Annotated in this window: 15 protein-coding genes; 6 read left to right on the top strand and 9 right to left on the bottom strand. The window is 43.2% G+C overall.

Annotated features, from left to right (window positions below; all coding sequences use genetic code 11):
• Positions 1 to 144: 144 nt before the first annotated feature.
• Entirely contained in the window at positions 145 to 1,464 is a 1,320-nt protein-coding gene (locus ACEN82_RS17550) for a flavin monoamine oxidase family protein (RefSeq protein ID WP_413319408.1), read from the top strand.
• Positions 1,465 to 1,575: 111 nt separating this feature from the next.
• Here the strand turns inward: ACEN82_RS17550 and ACEN82_RS17545 are convergent, their stop codons facing one another.
• Both ACEN82_RS17545 and ACEN82_RS17540 read right to left on the bottom strand, forming a co-directional pair.
• Complete coding sequence (locus tag ACEN82_RS17545) at positions 1,576 to 2,826, bottom strand: family 8 glycosyl hydrolase (protein WP_413319362.1); 1,251 nt, start codon at positions 2,824 to 2,826, stop codon at positions 1,576 to 1,578.
• Positions 2,780 to 3,730 (bottom strand): LysR family transcriptional regulator, encoded by a 951-nt coding sequence (locus tag ACEN82_RS17540; RefSeq protein ID WP_175490051.1) that lies wholly within the window; start codon positions 3,728 to 3,730, stop codon positions 2,780 to 2,782. Before ACEN82_RS17540 ends, ACEN82_RS17545 begins: the two co-directional genes overlap by 47 nt.
• Before the next feature lie 89 nt (positions 3,731 to 3,819).
• Between ACEN82_RS17540 and ACEN82_RS17535 the strand changes: the two genes are divergently transcribed.
• The 3 genes from ACEN82_RS17535 to ACEN82_RS17525 are packed head-to-tail and all read left to right on the top strand — an operon-like array spanning position 3,820 to position 9,607.
• Complete coding sequence (locus ACEN82_RS17535) at positions 3,820 to 5,223, top strand: TolC family protein (protein WP_413319359.1); 1,404 nt, start codon at positions 3,820 to 3,822, stop codon at positions 5,221 to 5,223.
• Between the two features lie 18 nt (positions 5,224 to 5,241).
• Positions 5,242 to 8,487, top strand: a complete 3,246-nt coding sequence (locus tag ACEN82_RS17530) for an efflux RND transporter permease subunit (RefSeq protein ID WP_413319357.1) — start codon at positions 5,242 to 5,244, stop codon at positions 8,485 to 8,487.
• Positions 8,480 to 9,607 (top strand): efflux RND transporter periplasmic adaptor subunit, encoded by a 1,128-nt coding sequence (locus tag ACEN82_RS17525; RefSeq protein WP_413319355.1) that lies wholly within the window; start codon positions 8,480 to 8,482, stop codon positions 9,605 to 9,607. The genes ACEN82_RS17530 and ACEN82_RS17525 overlap by 8 nt, the downstream gene beginning before the upstream one ends.
• A gap of 351 nt (positions 9,608 to 9,958) precedes the next feature.
• Here ACEN82_RS17525 and ACEN82_RS17520 read toward each other — a convergent pair whose 3' ends face one another.
• The 6 genes from ACEN82_RS17520 to rpsA all read right to left on the bottom strand — a co-directional run bounded on the left by ACEN82_RS17520 (position 9,959) and on the right by rpsA (position 16,301).
• Entirely contained in the window at positions 9,959 to 11,389 is a 1,431-nt protein-coding gene (locus ACEN82_RS17520; RefSeq protein ID WP_413319353.1) for a serine hydrolase domain-containing protein, read from the bottom strand.
• Between the two features lie 72 nt (positions 11,390 to 11,461).
• The gene (locus ACEN82_RS17515; RefSeq protein WP_413319351.1) at positions 11,462 to 12,001 is read right to left on the bottom strand and encodes a hypothetical protein; all 540 of its coding nucleotides are present in this window, start codon (positions 11,999 to 12,001) and stop codon (positions 11,462 to 11,464) included.
• A gap of 15 nt (positions 12,002 to 12,016) precedes the next feature.
• On the bottom strand, positions 12,017 to 12,949 hold the full coding sequence (locus tag ACEN82_RS17510) for an aspartate carbamoyltransferase catalytic subunit (RefSeq protein ID WP_091163068.1): 933 nt from the start codon (positions 12,947 to 12,949) through the stop codon (positions 12,017 to 12,019).
• Positions 12,950 to 13,112: 163 nt separating this feature from the next.
• Positions 13,113 to 13,661 (bottom strand): bifunctional pyr operon transcriptional regulator/uracil phosphoribosyltransferase PyrR, encoded by a 549-nt coding sequence (gene pyrR, locus ACEN82_RS17505; protein ID WP_090531558.1) that lies wholly within the window; start codon positions 13,659 to 13,661, stop codon positions 13,113 to 13,115.
• A gap of 89 nt (positions 13,662 to 13,750) precedes the next feature.
• Positions 13,751 to 14,146, bottom strand: coding sequence for an ACT domain-containing protein (locus ACEN82_RS17500; protein WP_413319348.1), 396 nt, complete (start codon positions 14,144 to 14,146; stop codon positions 13,751 to 13,753).
• Positions 14,147 to 14,333: 187 nt separating this feature from the next.
• Complete coding sequence (rpsA, locus tag ACEN82_RS17495; RefSeq protein ID WP_090531562.1) at positions 14,334 to 16,301, bottom strand: 30S ribosomal protein S1; 1,968 nt, start codon at positions 16,299 to 16,301, stop codon at positions 14,334 to 14,336.
• A gap of 240 nt (positions 16,302 to 16,541) precedes the next feature.
• On the opposite strand from rpsA, the gene ACEN82_RS17490 reads away from it, so the two are divergent.
• On the top strand, positions 16,542 to 16,820 hold the full coding sequence (locus tag ACEN82_RS17490) for a hypothetical protein (RefSeq protein ID WP_413319346.1): 279 nt from the start codon (positions 16,542 to 16,544) through the stop codon (positions 16,818 to 16,820).
• A gap of 15 nt (positions 16,821 to 16,835) precedes the next feature.
• Here the strand turns inward: ACEN82_RS17490 and ACEN82_RS17485 are convergent, their stop codons facing one another.
• A complete protein-coding gene (locus ACEN82_RS17485; RefSeq protein WP_413319344.1) occupies positions 16,836 to 17,498 on the bottom strand; it encodes a hypothetical protein in 663 nt (220 codons plus the stop codon).
• A gap of 240 nt (positions 17,499 to 17,738) precedes the next feature.
• Here ACEN82_RS17485 and tyrS point away from each other — a divergent pair, with 240 nt between their 5' ends.
• Complete coding sequence (gene tyrS, locus ACEN82_RS17480; protein WP_354486768.1) at positions 17,739 to 19,022, top strand: tyrosine--tRNA ligase; 1,284 nt, start codon at positions 17,739 to 17,741, stop codon at positions 19,020 to 19,022.
• Positions 19,023 to 19,158: the final 136 nt, after the last annotated feature.

Raw genomic sequence — 19,158 nt, 5'->3', positions numbered from 1 at the left:
CCTTTTTTGCTATAATATTAATAACAAAACCGTAAGCTTTAAGCTTTGTGCATTCAGCTTTTAACTTTTTTTAAGTTAAATTTTGTTTAAGAATGACTTACCATACAGGTTCTGTTTTGAAAATCTGCTTATCTTGCTCAACGCATTTTACATATGGAAAATACAGATGTAATTATCATAGGAGGGGGAGCCGCGGGTTTGATGGCCGCCCGTACGCTTGCCAAAGCAGGTAAAAATGTTGTGCTGCTTGAAGGCCGAAACCGGCTTGGCGGTCGCATTCACACACTAGAGCATGGCACATCATTAGAGCCTGCTGAACTGGGTGCTGAGTTTATTCATGGCGATTTGCCCATAACCCAAAGCTTGCTTAATGAAGCCGATATTAAATATACCCATGCCTCCGCCTCTATGTGGAAATATGAGGATGGAAAGTTTATAGCCGAAGGGCACGTTATTGAGCATTGGGACGAATTTCTGGAAAGCATCATGCAGCTAAAACATGATATGAGCATTGAAGCGTTCATGCAGCAGGAGTTTTCGGGCGAACGATATGGAGGGCTCCGGGAATCGGTGCGGGACTATGTATCGGGATATGATAACGCCGATCCCAAAAAAGCCAGCGCCTTTTCAATCCGTAAAGAATGGCAAAATGAGCACGAAGATGCGCAATACCGTGTGGAAGGTGGTTATTGCCGGTTGATCAGCCACCTGGTAGATGAATTTAAACAGGGAGGTGGGCATATCTACCTAAATGCCGTTGCAAAAGACATTGACTGGGGCCAACATCATGTTACGGTAAGCACAGACATAGGGATAACCTATCAGGCCCGACAATTGCTGATTGCTGTACCGCTTGGAATTTTACAGGCCGAAGCGGGACTGAAAGGCACCCTGAGTTTTGATCCCCCGGTTGATTATTATATTAATGCGTTGAAATCGCTCGGCTTTGGTGCGGTGATCAAAGTTTTGCTTGAATTTGACGAAGCGTTTTGGTACAGCGATGAAACCCGGAAAATGACCGGTGCCGATCTCGAAGATATGGGCTTTCTGTTTTCAAACGAGGTGATACCCGTTTGGTGGACCCAGATGCCTGTACATCGCCCGCTGCTTACCGGTTGGCTTGGCGGGCCACCCGCTGCAGCCCGTATAAATACAAGCGATGAAGATATGCTGATAGAAGCCCTTGGTTCTATCTCGAATATCTTTAAGATAGATATCGCGAAGCTGAAAGAAAAACTCCTTACCTGGAATGTAATCAACTGGACAGCCGATCCATATTCGCGCGGATCATACAGCTACGATACCACAGAAACAGCTGAAGCAAGGAAGATTTTGAGTCATCCAATAGGCGATACCTTGTTTTTTGCAGGCGAATATTTATATGAGGGTACAGCTATGGGGACTGTTGAGGCTGCGCTTACCAGTGGTTTAAGGGCGGCGGAAATGTTGTTGGATTATGAGTAATTAAAACCATGTCATTGCGAGCGTAGTGTGGCAATCGCATAGTATACAGAGCGGCCTTGCCTCCGCGCGATTGCCACGCTACGCTCGCAATGACATGAACAGTTGGAGGCGCTATTCCACCTTCCAATAATTCCCACTCACAATAATCATATCCAACATTTTGATAGTATTATCGTAATAATCATAATCCTTCAGTTTAAAAGCCACGAGATAGTCCCATACCTTATTAAGCCACTGATGATTACTTTTGTCGACCATGGCAGATACCGTAAAGGGAGCAATAAAACTCAATGCTTCAAAATATCGCCCTTTAATATCATTTCCTTCCAGCGTATACCCTGCCGAAATATTATCAGGGTCGCCGTTGGTAGTTTCTTTGATCCATCTGTTTATCGGGTTTACAAAAGCTTTTGCGCGCTTATCGCCATATAATAAATAATCAGTTGCTATGCGCCATGGAACACGACATGCATTGTAATTATAATAACCATCATACTTTGACTCCATGTAGTTGGGCTGAGCAGGCCGGGCTTTAGTCTTTATTCCTCTGATAAAATCGGGCACCAGGCCTGCATCCGGGCTGTAGTTTTTTTGCAGATAGCCGAATAAGCGGTAGTTGTTATCAATGACTTTCTGCCATTTACCGGTTTTTGAGGCACTTTCAAATGCTATGAAATTGGCAGGCATAAAATCAGAAGCGCGCATATCATAATAATCTTCGCTATCTCCGTCGCTGCCATCGCTTAATAAAACAGAAAACGTTTTAGGATTGATTTCATAGTGCATAATTGCCGCCATCGCGATCCTGGCTTCCTGCAGGTAGTTGATATGGCCTTTGCTTCCCCATTGCTTATCAGCTAACAGAAGGGAATATGCGATATCTATATCACCATCGGTGGCGGCATCCCGGTCGTGGTTTTTACAGTTCTTTAGCTGGGCCCAGGCCATTAAATAAGGGGATGCTTTGGCCGGATGAGCTTTGTAATAATTATACAAGCCGTCGTAAACGGTTTTTGCCTGTTTATCATACCCGGCCATTAGCGCGGTAATCACCATACCGTAACCCTGCCCTTCGGATACGCACTCTTTCCCGGGCTTTTCAAACCAAACATAAAACTGTTCTTTATCGCAGCCCGGTTTTATATACCTGTGTTTCCATTGATCGTAAAAACTGGTTACCTGCCTATCCAACTGTTGCTGATTGAGGTGGTTAGGCTTAATAGTACCGGCGGTATACTTGCAATGTTGCGGAAACGGCCTTAATACAACTTGTGCATGAAGGCCGTTTACAATAAATATTATAAATAACAGCAGGCTATATCGCACGCAATTCGGGGTAAGCAGCAACCTTTTCAACATCATTGCACAATAACTCAGTTTTGCAGAAATGGTTCTTAAGACAGCTCAAAAAGTTTTGAATTACCGGTGTATCCTTACAAGTAGCGGCATACCACGTGCGTTTTGCTATACTGTGATGTAATGGTTTTGTAACAATGTGTTTACCGGGGAGGTATGGTTTCACTATCCAGTCGGCCATAACGCTTATTCCGAGGCCTGCATTTACCATCTCAATAGTGGCATCAGTATAGTGGATCCGGTTAAGTGTTTTGGGCTTTACATGCTGCTCCTGGATCAGCGTTTCGATGACCGGAGTCTCCTGGTAAGAGGGGTCATAAAGGGCCAGAATTAACTCCTGATCCTGGAAGTCGCAGATGTCAATAACGGCCTTTTTTGCAAGCGGATGATCGGCCGGTAAAATGCATATCAGGCGGTCTTCAAAAATGGGTTCATAAACGATTTGTGTGTTCACCATTTGGGTGCGCACAATACCCAGGTCAAGGTCGCCACGCATGAGGTATTCGAGCGGTCGGCGGCTGGCATCCGAAACTATATTTATGTTAATATCAGGCCATTGGCTCTTGAAATCCTTAATTACACCAGGCAGCCAGTGGTACGCTGTATAGCACTGCATACTGATATTGAGCTTGCCTGTTTTGCCATTTTTATAGTTGTTAATATCTTCTTCAAGGGTGCGTATTTCGGCCAATATTTTTTCCGAACTTCGTAGAAAACGATAACCCACTTCGGTAAGCTGAAGCTTCTTTCCCTGGCGATGGAACACCTCTATATCCAGTTCCTTTTCCAGCTCTTTTAACTGGTGGCTCAGGGCCGATTGAGTTAGGTGTAAAGCGCTTGCTGCTTTGGTCAGCGAACCCTCTTTTGAAATAGTATCAACTAACCTGAAATGATGTAGTGCAATATTCATTATTAGTTTTGCTAATGATTTACACAAAATTAATTCATTTTTTTCATGAATCATATAGATATACATTTGCCGTGTATAAAATACACCTCATGTTAAACACAAATTCAAAAAAATTACTCCTGTTTTTTTTGAGTGTTTCATATGTCTTACACGTACAAGCTCAGCAAAAAGTCCTTTCCATTAAGGATGCTGAACAAATGGCCCTTGCTAACTATGCTTCCATCAAGTCGAAGGCAAACCAGCTTAACGCCTCTAAGGCATACCTCAAAGAAACAAAAACGGAGTATCTGCCGGATGTAAATTTCTCCGCGCAGCAGGACTACGGAACAGTGAACGGCCAAAACGGACCATCGTATGGTTACCGTGGCTTGTCGGTATCCTCATCGGGGCCAGCTTTGGCCAAACAGAACTGGAATGCCGCTTTTGGGGCCCTCTATTTAACCAACGTTAGCTGGGACTTTTTCGCCTTCGGCAGATCAAAGCAAAGGATCGGCGTACAGAAAACCATCGTATCGCGCGATGAAACAGATCTTGCACAGGAGCAATTTCAGCACCAGGTACGTGTTGCTGCTACTTACTTAAACCTCCTTGCGGCTCAGCAACTTGCCAAAGCACAGCAGGATAACCTCAACCGTGCGATGGAACTGCAAAAGGTAGTAGTTGCCCGCGTAAAGAACGGTTTAAATCCGGGCGTGGATTCATCATTGGCCAATGCCGAGGTATCTAATGCCAAAATAGCGCTTACCAACTCACAGCAAACCGTGCAGGACCAAAGTAATCAGCTATCTATTTATTTAGGGATACCCGCGCAGGAATTTCAATTGGATAGCGCTTTCATTACCAGGCAGCCCAATAACCTGGAGGCGTTAAGTGCTGTTGCCGCGACCGATCACCCAACTTTGAAATTCTATCAAAACAGGGTAAACGTGAGCGATCAGCAGGCTAAATATCTCCGCACTTTCGCCTTGCCAACCTTTAGCTTGTTTGGTGTTTACCAGGGCAGGGGATCGGGCTTTAAGTCGGATTATGGCGTTGATCAATCAAGCTATACCGGCAGCTATGGTGCAGGTGTTGATCCAACCCGTTATAACTATCTGTTTGGTATTGGCATGATTTGGAACTTTACAAGCGTTTTCAGGACCCACTACCAGGTTCAATCGCAAAAGTTCACTTCAGAGCAATTGAAAAACGACTACGAACTGGTTGATAAGCAACTGGAAGCGCAGCGCACCCTGGCCGAAACACGCATAAGCAATGCCCTTAAAAACGTAAACGAGGTACCGGTTGAAGTTTCGGCGGCTAATAACGCTTACATTCAAAAATATACACTGTATAAAAACGGACTATCAAATATAGTTGATTTTACACAGGCGCTTTATACCCTTAACCGGGCCGAGGTTGACAAATACATAGCCCTGAATAACGTATGGCAGGCGTTGCTGTTCAAATCAGCAGCTACCGGCGATTTCGGGATCTTCATCAATAATTTTTAACAGTTACACACATATACAATGGGAATGATAAAAGGGGCGCTGCAAAAACCAATTACCATATTGGTTATAGTAGCCGGGCTGTTCTTCTTCGGTATAAATGCGGTACGGACTATCAAGATCGATATATTTCCCGATCTGAACCTGCCGGTTATATATGTATCGCACCCATACGGCGGTTTCACCCCAAACCAAATGGAAGCTTACTTTGGTAAGCAATATGTTAACCTGTTGCTTTTCGTATCGGGCGTAAAAAGCATCGAAACAAAAAACATACAAGGCTTAACGTTAATAAAAGTTACTTTTTACGAGGGCACAAACATGGCTCAGGCCGCGGCGGAGGTCACGAGTTACACCAACCGGGCGCAGGCCGCATTCCCGCAGGGCTCGCAGCCACCCTTTATTTTGCGCTTTGATGCCTCAACGCTGCCGGTTGGTCAGCTGGTGTTGAGCAGCGCTACCCGAAGCAATAACGAATTGCTCGATTATGCTTTGGTTTACGTACGTTCGTCATTTACCTCAATCCCCGGCCTTGTTGCGCCGGCTCCTTTTGGTGGTAACCAGCGTACTATCCTGATTAAGGTCGATCCAAACCTGTTACGCTCGCACAATTTAACACCCGACCAGATCGTGGCCGCCCTGCGCGAAAATAACCAGAACACCCCGGCAGGTAACGTGCGTATAGGCGATTACAACTACCTTGCACCTTCAAACACCACGATAAAGAAAATCCCGGATTTTGGAGATATCCCGCTTTATAAAAATGGGATCCAAACCGTATTTATGAAGGATGTTGCCACTATAGAAGATGGCGCCGATATCACCAACGGCTATGCACTTATTAATGGTAAGCGTTCGGTTTACCTGCCAATCACCAAATCGGCCACGGCCTCAACCTGGGAAGTAGTGCAAAACCTGAAAAAAGCATTGCCAAAATTCCAGGCCTTACTACCCGATGATGTGAAGCTGTCGTTCGTGTTTGACCAGTCGGTTTATGTAATTAACGCGGTAAAAAGTTTGGCCGAAGAGGGCGCGATAGGGGCGGTACTTACCGGGCTTATGGTATTGCTGTTTTTAGGTGATAAACGCGGGGCGCTTATCGTGATCCTTACTATCCCCACCTGTATTATCTCGGCTATTTTCTTCCTGTCACTGGCACACCAAACCATCAATATCATGACGCTTAGCGGGCTTTCGCTGGCGATAGGTATTTTGGTGGATGAGTCGACGGTGACAATTGAGAATATTCACCAGCATTTTGATATGGGCAAGCCGAAAGCTTTGGCTATCTGGGATGCCTGTAAGGAGATCGCGTTCCCTAAATTGTTGATCCTGTTCTGTATCCTGGCGGTGTTTGCACCTGCATTTACCATGAACGGGATTCCGGGAGCATTGTTCCTGCCGCTGGCGCTGGCTATCGGTTTCTCGATGATCGTATCTTACTTCCTGGCGCAAACCTTTGTACCAATCATGGCCAACTGGATCATGGTAAACAAACATGAAGACCACAGCCATAAAGATGGTTTTGCACTGGAGGATGAAGGTGAGCCATGGGAACAAAAAGAAAAAGCCATGAAGGCTGCCCTTGAACATACAGGCGACGAGGTAACCCGCTTTGACAAATTCAGGGATAGCTTCATGCGCCTGATGGACCGCATGCTGCCTAACCGCAAGATACTGGTAACGGTTTATGTAGTAGTTGCTTTTGGCCTTGCTTTCCTGTTATTCAATATCATAGGCCGTGACGTGTTGCCTAAGGTGAACTCAGGTACCTTCCAGGTACGTTTGCGGGCTGCTGATGGTACCCGTTTAGAGCGTACAGAACTAATAGCTGTTAAGGCGCAACATATATTGGGCGATATTGTGGGTAAGAACCACATAGCTATAACTTCGACATTTGTTGGCTCGCACCCTTCATCATTCTCAACCAACCCTATCTATCTGTTTATGGCTGGTCCGCAGGAGTCTGTGATGCAGGTGAGTTTAACGGAGGATTATAAGGTTAATCTTGATGACCTGAAGGAAAAATTCAGGCACGAGATGGCAAAACAGTTACCCAACGTTAAACTATCATTTGAGCCGATTGAGTTGACTGATAAGATCCTGAGCCAGGGTTCGCCAACGCCTATTGAAGTAGCTATTACCGGTAAAAACAAAAAGCAAAATGTTGAGTATGCCTTTAAGGTTATCAATAAACTTAAAGATATCAAATACCTGCGCGATGTGCAGATAGGTCAATCATTTAATTATCCAACTATCGATATTAATATCGACAGGCAACGGGCTGCACAGCTTGGGGTAGGTTTAAATGATATATCACGTTCATTGGTAGCTTCAACCTCATCATCAAGGTTTACCGAAAAGAATAACTGGATTGATGAAAAATCAAACTTAAGCTACCTTGTGCAGGTACAGGTACCAGAATACCAGATGGCCAGTTTGAATGATGTTAAGGAGATCCCTGTACTGGCAAACCAGGCCCGCCCGGTTTTGGGTGATGTAGCTGATGTTAAAACAGGTACCACCTTTGGCGAAAACGATAACGTAGGCGCTGTGCCAACATTATCAGTAACGGCAAACATCAACAAAAAGGATTTGGGTACTGCAACCAATGATGTGCAGAAAGCCATTGACGAATTAGGCAAACCACCGCGCGGTTTAACAGTTGAGATGCATGGCATGAGCCAAACCCTTACCGATACGCTTAATAGCTTACAATCGGGCTTATTGGTAGCCGTATTGGTGATCTTTTTGATGCTGGCTGCAAACTTCCAGTCGTTCAAAATGTCGATGGTGGTATTATCAACTGTGCCGGCTGTTTTGTTTGGTTCATTGCTGCTGGTAAAAATCACCGGCGCTACACTTAACCTTCAATCATACATGGGTATGATCATGTCGGTGGGTGTATCTATTTCCAACGCAGTGCTACTGATCACCAATGCCGAAGAGTTACGTAAACACAACGGCGATGCATTAAAATCAGCCCGTGAAGCGGTGGCATTACGTCTTCGTCCTATTTTGATGACCAGTTTGGCCATGATTGTGGGTATGATCCCGATGGCATCAGGCTTAGGTGAAGGTGGTGATCAAACCTCACCGCTTGGTCGCGCCGTTATTGGTGGACTTATCGCATCAACTTTTGCTGCGCTACTGATATTACCATTAGTTTTTGCCTGGGTACAAGGTAATGCCACTACCCAATCTGTTTCATTAGACCCGGAAGATAAAGAAAGTAAATTTTATGTCCCTTTGCACCACCATGAATAAGCTAAAAAATAAATCAATACTGCTGCTTGCCGTTTTAACAATGGCAATAGGCTCATTGAGTGCCTGCCACTCGGATGATAAAGAAAAGAAAGAACAACAGGAAGAGCAGGAGCAACAGGAAGCTGTTGAAACGCCCACTGTACAAATTGTGCCGGTAACCAAAGGCAGGTTAAGCAGCAACATCACCATACCTGGTGAGCTGATCCCTTACCAACAAGTTGACCTGTATGCCAAAACCAACAGCTATGTTAAAAAGCTTTTGGTTGATATCGGTTCAGAAGTTAAGCAGGGCCAGTTATTGGCTGTGCTTGAAGCGCCGGAAATTAACTCGCAATTGGCTGCGGCGCAATCTCGCATTAAACAATTTGAAGCGGTTTACTTTGCCAGCAAAGCCACCTATGACAGGTTGGTAAGCACCAGCAAAACGCCGGGTACTGTTTCGCAAAACGACCTGGAGCAAGCCGAAGCTAAAAAGAACGCCGACCAGGCTAATATTGATGCCGCTAAATCCGGCTTAAAAGAAGTATCAGCTAATTTGGCTTACCTGGAGATCCGCGCCCCTTTTGATGGCGTGATCACCAGTCGTAACGTTAACTTGGGTGCCTATGTTGGTCCAGGAGGAAAAAGTACCGATCCATTGTTTACAGTTCAGGATCAGGGCCGTTTACGTTTAGTGGTATCAGTGCCTGAAATTTACACAGGCGCATTGAGCAACAAAAGTGAAGTTAATTTTACCGTAAGAGCCTTGCCAAGCCAAAAATTTACCGCCCAGGTAAAACGTATAGCAGGTGCGCTTGATGAAAAATTACGTGCCGAACGTTTAGAAATGGACGTTTACAATAAAGACAAAAAGCTGATTCCGCACATGTTTGCCGAAGTAAGTGTACCATTGCCTGCCGGCGACAGTACTTATGTTGTACCTAAAACAGCCGTAGCAACTTCGACCGAAAAGGTGTTTGTGATAAAAGTTGTTGATCATAAGGCCGTTTGGGTTGATGTTAAAAAAGGCCTGAGTAATGGCGATAGTATCGAGATCTTCGGTGGCGACCTGAAACCTGATGACAAGCTGGTAAAAGTAGCTTCAGACGAGATCAGGAACGGATCGACCTTGAAATATTAATAAATTGAATTGGTTGTAGATTCGGCCTGACGGATAGTGCGAAGGGATAAAAGAAACCCGAAAGCTGCAAGGTTTTCGGGCTTCTTTTTATGCGAGTGATTAAATTCCCCCCCTTGAGAGTAATAGACCAGCATTAGACAATTAGAGAAATTTAAGGGCGTGGATTGAGCGATTCCCTCCCCTGGGAGGGTGTAGGGAGGGGTTTAAGCGAGATTCCTAATCGTTATCAAGGCGTAGAAACCCCTCCCTGCCAACACAGAATCCTAACGCACCCCTCCCAAGGGAGGGAACTGTCAATTCATGGGCCATTACTCTCGAGAGGGGAATCGCATAATCCCTGTTTCTTTTGTTCTATTTCCCCTCCGCCTGCAACTTCTTAATAATCCCCGTCCCCACAGCATCCGTACTTTCAGCAGCATTGGATAGTATAACCACTGCCAGTTTCTTATCAGCATTAAAAGCCAGGAAGCTACTGCTGCCGTAAGTGCCACCGTTATGGAAAATGTATTCTACACCATCAACCAAAATAATGTGCCAGCCGAGGGCTATTTTGGCATCTTTGCTGTAGGTGATTTGGTGGGTTAGCTCAAAAGCCTTTGATAGCTTGTCTGTACCATTTGCCATGTTTGCCTTTGCATATATCAGCAAATCATTTACCGTTGAATGGAGGGCCCCGCAGGCGGCAAGGGCGTTAAAATCCCAGGCTACTGTTGCATTACCGTATTGACTGTATACTTTGGTAAAATGGGGCAGTTGTAAAGCGCTTAAATGCTGTACTGTATTTTTCATCCCCAAGGGACTGCAGATCACTTCCTGCACCATCTGATCAAATGTTTTGCCGCTTACCTGTGATAGTATCATTCCTAATAAACCAACTCCCAAATTGGAGTATGCGTATTGTTCTCCTGGCTTACTGTTGAGTTTGCAGGTTTTTAGATAACTAAACAGTAGCCTTTTATTATAACTTTTATAGGGATTTGCTGCACTGGCAGAATCAAACTGAAGGTTTTCCGGGATCCTTGCCAACCCCGAAGTATGATTGCTTAGCGTTTGCAAAGTTATATCATTCAGTGCGACATTGGTTTTTACTGAATCGGGCAGGTATTGGGTTATGGGATCAGTTAACTTTACTTTGCCCTCGTTGGCGTAATAAGCCAGTAAAGTAGCGGTAAATGTTTTGGTAATAGAACCAATTTCGAAGATTGTATTGCCCGTTGGTAGCTGGTTATTGCCGCGGGCGGTTTCTCCGTAATTATAAGTGCTGATCTGTCCGTCTTTTAATATGCCTATGCTCAAACCTACTGTATTTACTTTTTGAATATACGGGCGGGCAATTTCATCAACCTGTTTATCCATTGGGTTGAGCAGTTTGTTGGAGGTAGGTACCTGTGTGGTTTTATCGGCTGTGACATCTCTAAATGGCTGAAACAGAAAAAGTTCAATTTTATTACCTGCATCGAGGCTCATAAGCAGTTGCAATGTTGCCGACTGAAATACCAGTTTGTAGGTACTTACTTTATTGTTAACAAAGCTGATTACCGTTGAACCTTTAATTTCATTTAAGGGGAACAATTGTTGCTCGGTAAGACTACGGAACTGGCCCGCACTTACGGCATGCCTGAAATTAGGCCCGGTTAAGGTATAAATGGAGTCAGCTTGTTTGGCATTGAAGAATTTCTTCACCAGCACAAATACCGAATCGGTTTTGAACTGCTGATGGCTTTGGGCAAAGATTATGCCCGGGGAAAATAAAAGTAAGATAAAGCAGAACCTGAGTTTCATGAAATAATTCGTGTTTAATTAATCTCGTTTAGTCTTTATCCTGAAGGGAAAAGTTGACTTACGACTACTGACTTAAATATCCTGGTAATCTTTGGCAAAGTAATTATCGGCCAAAGGATCGGTTAGACGCACAAAACGTTTCTCATTGTATTTCCATTTCATACGGAATATGATAACGGCAATACCGGCTCCGATGATATAATTAAAACCGATAAAAGCAAACATATCGCCGGGTTCGGCAAGTAATGTGTGCATGTCTTTGCCTTTGAAAATTAGCCAGGCTACACTTGTGATAAGGGATATTGCCAATCCGAAAATAAACCCGCCGTCGATGATACAATAGTTCCACATACCGCGTTGGCGCGAGTGCTCCCACTTTTTTACAAAGCTAATGTTGTCGATGTCTTCTTCGGTGAGGCCTTTGGCCTTAAGTTTTTCGGCCTGGGTTAATTTATACTGATAACGATAGTAACCCTGTACAAACGAGAACGGGAAAAATAAAAGAAAGATGATATTGTTGTGCTCGTAAAAATACAGTGCAACAATAACGGCAAGATAAACCAGTTCGGTTTTGTAAGTATGTTTCAGATATGTTTTAAAATTGAATTTCATATCTGAAACATGCGTTTATATGGTTGGTGTTTGTCCGGCCAGCAGGTAAAGTACGGCCATGCGTACGGCAACACCATTTTCTACCTGGTCGAGAATGATAGACTGTTTGCTGTCGGCTACATCGCTGGTGATTTCCACGCCGCGATTGATAGGGCCGGGGTGCATTACAGTGATTTCTTTATCTAATGAGTCGAGAATGGTTTTATTAAGACCGAAAAGCATGGTGTATTCCCTCAGCGACGGGAAATATTTAATATCCTGACGTTCCAGCTGAATACGGAGCATATTGGCAACATCGCACCAGTTAAGCGCTTTGATGAGGTTGTGCTCAACTTTTACACCCAATGAGCCAATGTATTTAGGAATAAGCGTGGTTGGCCCGCAAACCATAACCTCGGCGCCTAATTGTTTAAGACAAAGGATGTTGGAAAGTGCTACGCGCGAGTGAAGGATATCGCCCACAATCACCACTTTTTTTCCGGCTACATCGCCGTATTTTTCACGGATAGAGAAAGCATCAAGCAAAGCCTGGGTAGGATGCTCATGTGCACCGTCTCCAGCGTTTACGATTTGTGCTTTAACATGTTTTGACAGGAAGATACCCGCACCTGCGTAAGGGTGGCGCATTACCACCATATCAACCTTCATAGCCAGGATGTTGTTTACTGTATCGATCAGTGTTTCGCCTTTGCTTACTGATGATGACGATGCCGCAAAGTTGATCACATCAGCCGAAAGCCTTTTTTCGGCCAGCTCAAATGATAAACGGGTACGGGTTGAGTTTTCAAAGAAAATATTGGCAATGGTAACATCCCGTAACGACGGCACTTTCTTGATCGGCCGGTTTAAAACAGATTTAAAAGTATCGGCAGTTTCAAATATCAACTCAATATCTGCCCGGTTCAAATCTTTTATACCCAATAAGTGTCGTGTGCTCAGTCCTGCCATGTTATTTTGATTTCGGATGCTCGATTTCTGAATTTTTATTTTTATTCCGTCATTGCGAGGTACGAAGCAATCCCCGATTAGCAGAGACTTCTTGCATGATAGCTCTGTACAATTTGGGATTGCTTCGTACCTCGCAATGACGCTTTGTGTATATTATAATATTTTATTCCTGTACCTCTGAAACAAGAACGATCTTGTCCTCACCATCAGTGTCCTTCCAGCTTACTACTACTTTTTGCGATGCGATAGAATCGACCTCGATACCCACATAATCGGCAGATACCGGGATGTGGCGCGAGTAACGGCGATCAACCAAAGCCAGTAGCTCTATTTTCTCCGGCCTGCCGAATGCCTGCATGGCATCCATAGCGGCGCGAATAGTACGGCCTGTCCACAGCACATCATCCATCATGATCACTTTTTTACCTTCAATAATAAAATCTATTTTGGTTTGATTAGGTACCAGTTGTGATTCGCGGCGGCGGAAATCGTCGCGGTAAAAGGTGATATCAAGATCGCCTTGCAGTATGTTTTTATCGGGAAGGATTTTTCTAAGTTCTTCTGCAACGCGTTTGGCTAAATAAATGCCACGCGGCTGAATACCAATTAATACTGTATTTGAAAAGTCGTTATGATTTTCAATTAACTGGCGGCATAAACGTTGTATGGTAATTTGAAACTTTTGTCCGTCGAGCAGTGTTAGATTTTGCATCGTATGGGTGGATTTGGGCAAAAATAATAATTTGTTTTCAAAAGCCCCCTCTAAATCTCCCCCGATAGGGGAGACTTTTTACAATTCAGTTATTCGGCAAGTTTTCTTAAAGTCAACATTGTCCTTTCCGCATCCTTTTTCGTCACAAAAATATGATCATGATAATAAGCAGCTACTACGTTGCAGCTGATATTTTCCTTCACCAGCGCAGTCGCAAATGCAGCGGTTAAACCAGGCGCTTCCAGTGATGAATGGATGGTTAAAGTGATCCAGGCGGCAATATAGCTGTATTCAAGATTTAGCTTATCGGCGGTTTCTTTTTTTAGGATGAGGGTTACCGCTTCCTGCTCCTTGAAAAAAGCTATGATATCATCGGCATTGATGTTGTTTAATGATGTAGTTGTGCAATAAACATAATCACCTTCATTAAGAACAGGTGATATGTTTTTTAACAGGGTGTTGAGGTTGGTTTCTCCGGTGGTCATATCCCAAAAACTAACTCGCGCTCGTTTAAAACGAGCGTGTAACATGGGTTTGCGTTTGTAACGCAACGGGCGATGCAATCGCCAAACCATATTAAGCGCTCATTGCAAATGAGCGCAATAAAATGAAAGGAAACAAAAAAGCCCCTCCGGATAACCAAAGGGGCTTATATAATTGCTTAAGCTAAAATTATGCTTCTTCTTCAGAGCTGTTAGCAGCAGGTGCAGCCTTGCGGGCTTTGTTTTCAGCACCTTCCATTTGCTCTTTTAACTGAGCTAATACGCTAAGATCGCCTAAAGTTGATTTTTCAACAGAATCTTTCACTTTTTTCACCGCGTTAGTAGCAGCTTTTGCTTCTTTTTTACGGTTTTCAAATTCCTGTACGCGGGCATCAGCGCGGGCTTCTTCCCAGATACGTGAGTGTGAAATAACGATACGTTTGTTTTCTTTGTTAAATTCAATGATTTTGAATTCAGCAGCTTCTTCAGCTTTTAAGCTCTTACCGTCTTCTTTAACTAAGTGTTTGGTTGGCGCAAAGCCTTCAACACCGTAAGGTAAAGCTACAATAGCACCTTTGTCGGTTACTTTGATAACAGTACCTTCGTGGATCGAGTCGATAGTGAAGATAGTTTCAAAAGTATCCCAAGGGTTTTCTTCAAGCTGTTTGTGGCCTAAGCTCAATTTGCGGTTTTCAACATCAAGTTCAAGTACAACCACGTTTAATTTTTCACCAACTTTAGTGAATTCGTTAGGGTGGTTAACTTTTTTAGACCAAGAAAGGTCAGAGATGTGGATCAAACCGTCGATGCCGTCTTCCAGTTCAACAAACACACCAAAGTTGGTCATGTTTTTAACTGTAGCTACGTGCTGAGTACCAACTGCGTACCTTTCAGCAGCGTTTTGCCATGGATCAGGGGTTAATTGTTTAACACCTAATGACATTTTGCGTTCTTCGCGGTCTAAAGTCAATACCTGAGCTTCGATCTCGTCACCAACTTTCAGGAATTCCTGAGGGTTGCGCAGGTTTTGTGACCATGACATTTCTGATACGTGGATCAAACCTTCAACACCAGGGATGATTTCAAGGAATGCGCCGTAATCAGCAACGGTAACGATTTTACCTTTAACTTTTGAACCAACCTGAATATCTTCAGAAAGGCTTTGCCAAGGGTGAGGGGTTAATTGTTTCAAGCCAAGAGCGATACGTTTTTTCTCATCATCAAAGTCAAGCACAACAACGTTGATTTTTTGATCTAATGATAAAATTTCGCGTGGGTGCTCAATACGGCCCCATGAAATATCTGTAATGTGCAGTAAGCCGTCAACACCACCAAGGTCAATGAATACACCAAAGTCGGTAATGTTTTTAACGGTACCTTCCAATACCTGACCTTTTTCAAGGCGAGCAACAATTTCAGTTTTTTGGTTTTCCAGATCGTCTTCGATAAGCACTTTGTGCGATACCACAACGTTCTTGAATTCGTGGTTGATTTTAACAACTTTGAATTCCATAGTTTTACCTACATACACATCGTAATCCCTGATAGGTTTGATATCGATCTGTGAGCCAGGTAAGAAGGCTTCAACGCCCATAATGTCAACAATTAAACCACCTTTAGTACGGCTCTTAACAAAACCGGTGATGATTTCATCGTTATCAAGGGCTGAATTAATGCGCTCCCATGATTTTTGAGTTTTTGCGCGTTTGCGTGAAAGTACTAACTGACCGTTAGCATCTTCCTGCGATTCAACAAAAACATCAACTTTGTCACCGATCTTAAGATCTGGTGTGTCACGGAATTCTGATACTGATACTAAACCGTCTGATTTGAAACCTACGTTAAGTACAACATCTTTGTTGTTAACGTTAACAACAGTACCGGTGATGATTTCGCCTTTGGTGATAGAGCTGAAAGTTCCATCATACAATTTCTCAAATTTCTCACGGTCGTCATCGCTGTAGTTACCAAATTTTTTGTCGTCAGCATCCCAGTCGAAATCTTCGCTTGGTGTAGCCGCGATTTTTGATTTGATCTCTTCAATTGATATTGAATCAGCTTCTGATTCAATAGTTTCTTTTTCGCCAGCCGCTTTAACTGTACCCAGTTCAGCTTCTTTCGCTTTTAATTCTTTTTCTGCTTCTTGTTTTTTTGCCATTAAATAATTTTTCTCCTTTTCCCAATTTGTTAATTGGGACTGCAAAGGTACGGATATATTTTATTGAAAAAAGAAATTTTTTAATGTTAATTGCTTATATTTTAGATGTTTTTAAGGGTTTTTGGGCTTGTGGGGCAAGCGGGGGGTAACATAAGGGAGGATTTTACGCTAAATAAACCATTTGATCACATGCTTTGTGTTGTTATCTGTACTATAAATTAATGAGTTATGACTAAATATTTGCAAAGAGCCTGGTCTGATTATGAAGATGATATCGATATAGAAAATGTACAAAAAGCTATTGTCGAGACACAAGCTATGGATGACGAACACGGCGCTTTTTGGGTTGGGACAGAAGAGGAAGAATATATTTTGGAGACAGATAAATCACTCAAGATGATCTGTATCGTAAATAACCAGGAAATAAAATATCAGGCTAAAAGCTGGAACGAAGTCGAGGCTATTTACGAATTGCTTTTAAAAGAGGACTTTGCCGGTCTTATGGAAGCCATAAGTTAGTGCACTTGACTGTTATCAAAGTTTACCATCTATCTCTTCAAAAATCTGCATAAAATCATTCAGCATTTCTTCGCGGTAACTGCTCAATATTTCATCCATGATCACCTCCTGCTCTGGTGTGAATGGGTTTTTCCAAACGCGCATACAGATCCGTTTTAATGCATAGGCAATCTGGTGCGTTTCGGCATAAGTATGCAGGTACTGGCTTTTTTTAAAGCCTTCGTAAAACTTGAAGAAGACAGCCGTGTCCTCAAGGCCGGCAAAGGTTAAAAAGCTTCTTATCTTATCGTCCCGACAACCTTGTAAATGATCGTAAAATTCGGTGACGCTTATTTTGCCCGTGGTTAAAAGCAGGTTATCAATAATTAGCTCAAGTGCGATGTGCCCTAAAAAAAATGGCTTTACCGGCGAGTTTATCAAGGCGGGGGCCAATAGCTTTTTAAGCTCATGCGAACGGGTGGTGAAAAAAACAGATGAGTGAAAATACCGGTCGACATCAAGGTGTTTGTTCCATCCTGCTATGATCGAATTAACCTTGTTATCAGTGTGGTGCAGTTTTTCGGGATGAAGGATGATGTTTTTATCGGCGTTTTTCAGCAGGTCGGGCAGCACCGTTCCCAGCACGTGGTAACAGTTGGTCGTATCCCTGTCGAAATAAAAATGCGATAAAAAATTCATAAGCCTTGCCTTGCAAAATACCCGGTTTTGCTCAAGATACAAAATATAAGTAATTATTTGAAACAGATTTTACCTGTAGTTAACCTATATAAGCACGGGTTTTTTCACGAATAGATAATTAAATCGAATTACACGAATTTTTCAAAGGGGGTATCTGCAATTAGTGAAATTCGATTCAATTAGTGAAAATTAGTGTATCAATTTCATTTATATTTGCACCTTTTTGAAACAGAACTTGATATGAACTTTGTTGAAGAATTACGCTGGCGCGGCATGCTGCATACCGAAATGCCCGGAACCGAGGATATGTTAAATAAAGGTATGGCTTCGGGGTATATCGGGTTTGATCCAACTGCCGATTCATTGCATGTTGGTCACCTTACCCAGATCATGACCCTGATCCACTTTCAGCGTTCAGGTCATAAACCATATGCTTTGGTTGGTGGGGCTACCGGCATGGTAGGCGATCCGTCGGGCAAATCTGCCGAGCGTAATTTATTATCAGAGGATGTGCTGCAGCATAACCTGGAAGCCGTAAAAAAGCAGCTTACCCGTTTCCTCGATTTTAATACCGGCGCCAACAGTGCCGAAATGGTAAATAATTACGATTGGTTCAAAAACTTTACTTTTCTTGATTTTATCCGTGATGTGGGTAAACACATTACGGTTAACTATATGATGGCCAAAGATTCGGTGAAGAAACGTTTGGAAGGCGACACAGGTATGTCGTTCACCGAGTTTACTTACCAGTTGGTACAGGGCTATGATTTTTACTACTTATGGAAGCACCATAACTGCTCATTGCAAATGGGTGGCAGCGATCAATGGGGAAACATTGTTACCGGTACTGAGCTAATCCGTCGCAAAGACAGCGGTGAGGCTTTTGCCTTAACTACCAACCTCATCAAAAAAGCTGATGGTACCAAGTTTGGAAAAACAGAAAGCGGGGCAGTGTGGCTTGATGCCGAACGTACTTCGCCATACCAGTTTTATCAGTTTTGGCTAAACACCACCGATGTTGACGCTAAGTCATATATCCGCATTTTTACTCTGCTTGATCGTGAGGTTATTGAAGCGATGGAGGTTGAGCATGATGCTGCACCACATACCCGAGTATTGCAGAAAGCCCTGGCTAAGGATATCACCATCCGTGTGCATGGCGAGGCTGAATACGAAAAGGCAATAAAATCATCAGAGTTTTTATTTGGGAATATCGGGATTGAGTTTTTGAATGAGCTTAGCGATGCAGAAGTGTTAGACTTATTTGCCGGTGTACCTAATTATAATATAGCATTGAGTGAACTGGAGCAGGGCATTAATGCTACTGATCTTTTAGCTGCTAAAACAGCTGTTTTTGTCTCAAAAGGCGAGGCTAAAAAGATGATACAAGGAGGCGGTGTTGCTATCAATAAAGTTAAGATAGGTACCGCTGAGGATGTATATAATAATAATGCACTAATTGGCGGTAAATTTATTGTAGCACAAAAAGGTAAAAAGAACTATTTTTTGATAATTGCAGAATAAGTTCCTGATCAGACTTACGAAGTTTCCAAAACTTCGTAAGTCTTAAAACCATAGGTCAATGACTTAATGAACAATGACTCAGTGATAAAAAGCGATAGGCTAAAACTTATCGCTTTTTTGTTGGCTTGATATTTGT

This window comes from Mucilaginibacter sp. Mucisp73 (assembly GCF_059491465.1).
Note: the sequence above shows the minus strand (reverse complement) of the source record. Positions and strands in the feature narration are given on the sequence as shown.

What these genes read in the sequence shown, in the direction of transcription:
- ACEN82_RS17535 (WP_413319359.1), top strand. Translation starts at nt 3,820, where the DNA reads ATGTTAAACACAAATTCAAAAAAATTACTCCTGTTTTTTTTGAGTGTT.
- rpsA (WP_090531562.1), bottom strand. Translation starts at nt 16,301, where the DNA reads ATGGCAAAAAAACAAGAAGCAGAAAAAGAATTAAAAGCGAAAGAAGCT.
- ACEN82_RS17500 (WP_413319348.1), bottom strand. Translation starts at nt 14,146, where the DNA reads ATGACCACCGGAGAAACCAACCTCAACACCCTGTTAAAAAACATATCA.
- ACEN82_RS17520 (WP_413319353.1), bottom strand. Translation starts at nt 11,389, where the DNA reads ATGAAACTCAGGTTCTGCTTTATCTTACTTTTATTTTCCCCGGGCATA.
- ACEN82_RS17540 (WP_175490051.1), bottom strand. Translation starts at nt 3,730, where the DNA reads ATGAATATTGCACTACATCATTTCAGGTTAGTTGATACTATTTCAAAA.
- ACEN82_RS17525 (WP_413319355.1), top strand. Translation starts at nt 8,480, where the DNA reads ATGAATAAGCTAAAAAATAAATCAATACTGCTGCTTGCCGTTTTAACA.
- pyrR (WP_090531558.1), bottom strand. Translation starts at nt 13,661, where the DNA reads ATGCAAAATCTAACACTGCTCGACGGACAAAAGTTTCAAATTACCATA.
- ACEN82_RS17530 (WP_413319357.1), top strand. Translation starts at nt 5,242, where the DNA reads ATGGGAATGATAAAAGGGGCGCTGCAAAAACCAATTACCATATTGGTT.
- tyrS (WP_354486768.1), top strand. Translation starts at nt 17,739, where the DNA reads ATGAACTTTGTTGAAGAATTACGCTGGCGCGGCATGCTGCATACCGAA.
- ACEN82_RS17510 (WP_091163068.1), bottom strand. Translation starts at nt 12,949, where the DNA reads ATGGCAGGACTGAGCACACGACACTTATTGGGTATAAAAGATTTGAAC.
- ACEN82_RS17545 (WP_413319362.1), bottom strand. Translation starts at nt 2,826, where the DNA reads ATGATGTTGAAAAGGTTGCTGCTTACCCCGAATTGCGTGCGATATAGC.
- ACEN82_RS17485 (WP_413319344.1), bottom strand. Translation starts at nt 17,498, where the DNA reads ATGAATTTTTTATCGCATTTTTATTTCGACAGGGATACGACCAACTGT.
- ACEN82_RS17515 (WP_413319351.1), bottom strand. Translation starts at nt 12,001, where the DNA reads ATGAAATTCAATTTTAAAACATATCTGAAACATACTTACAAAACCGAA.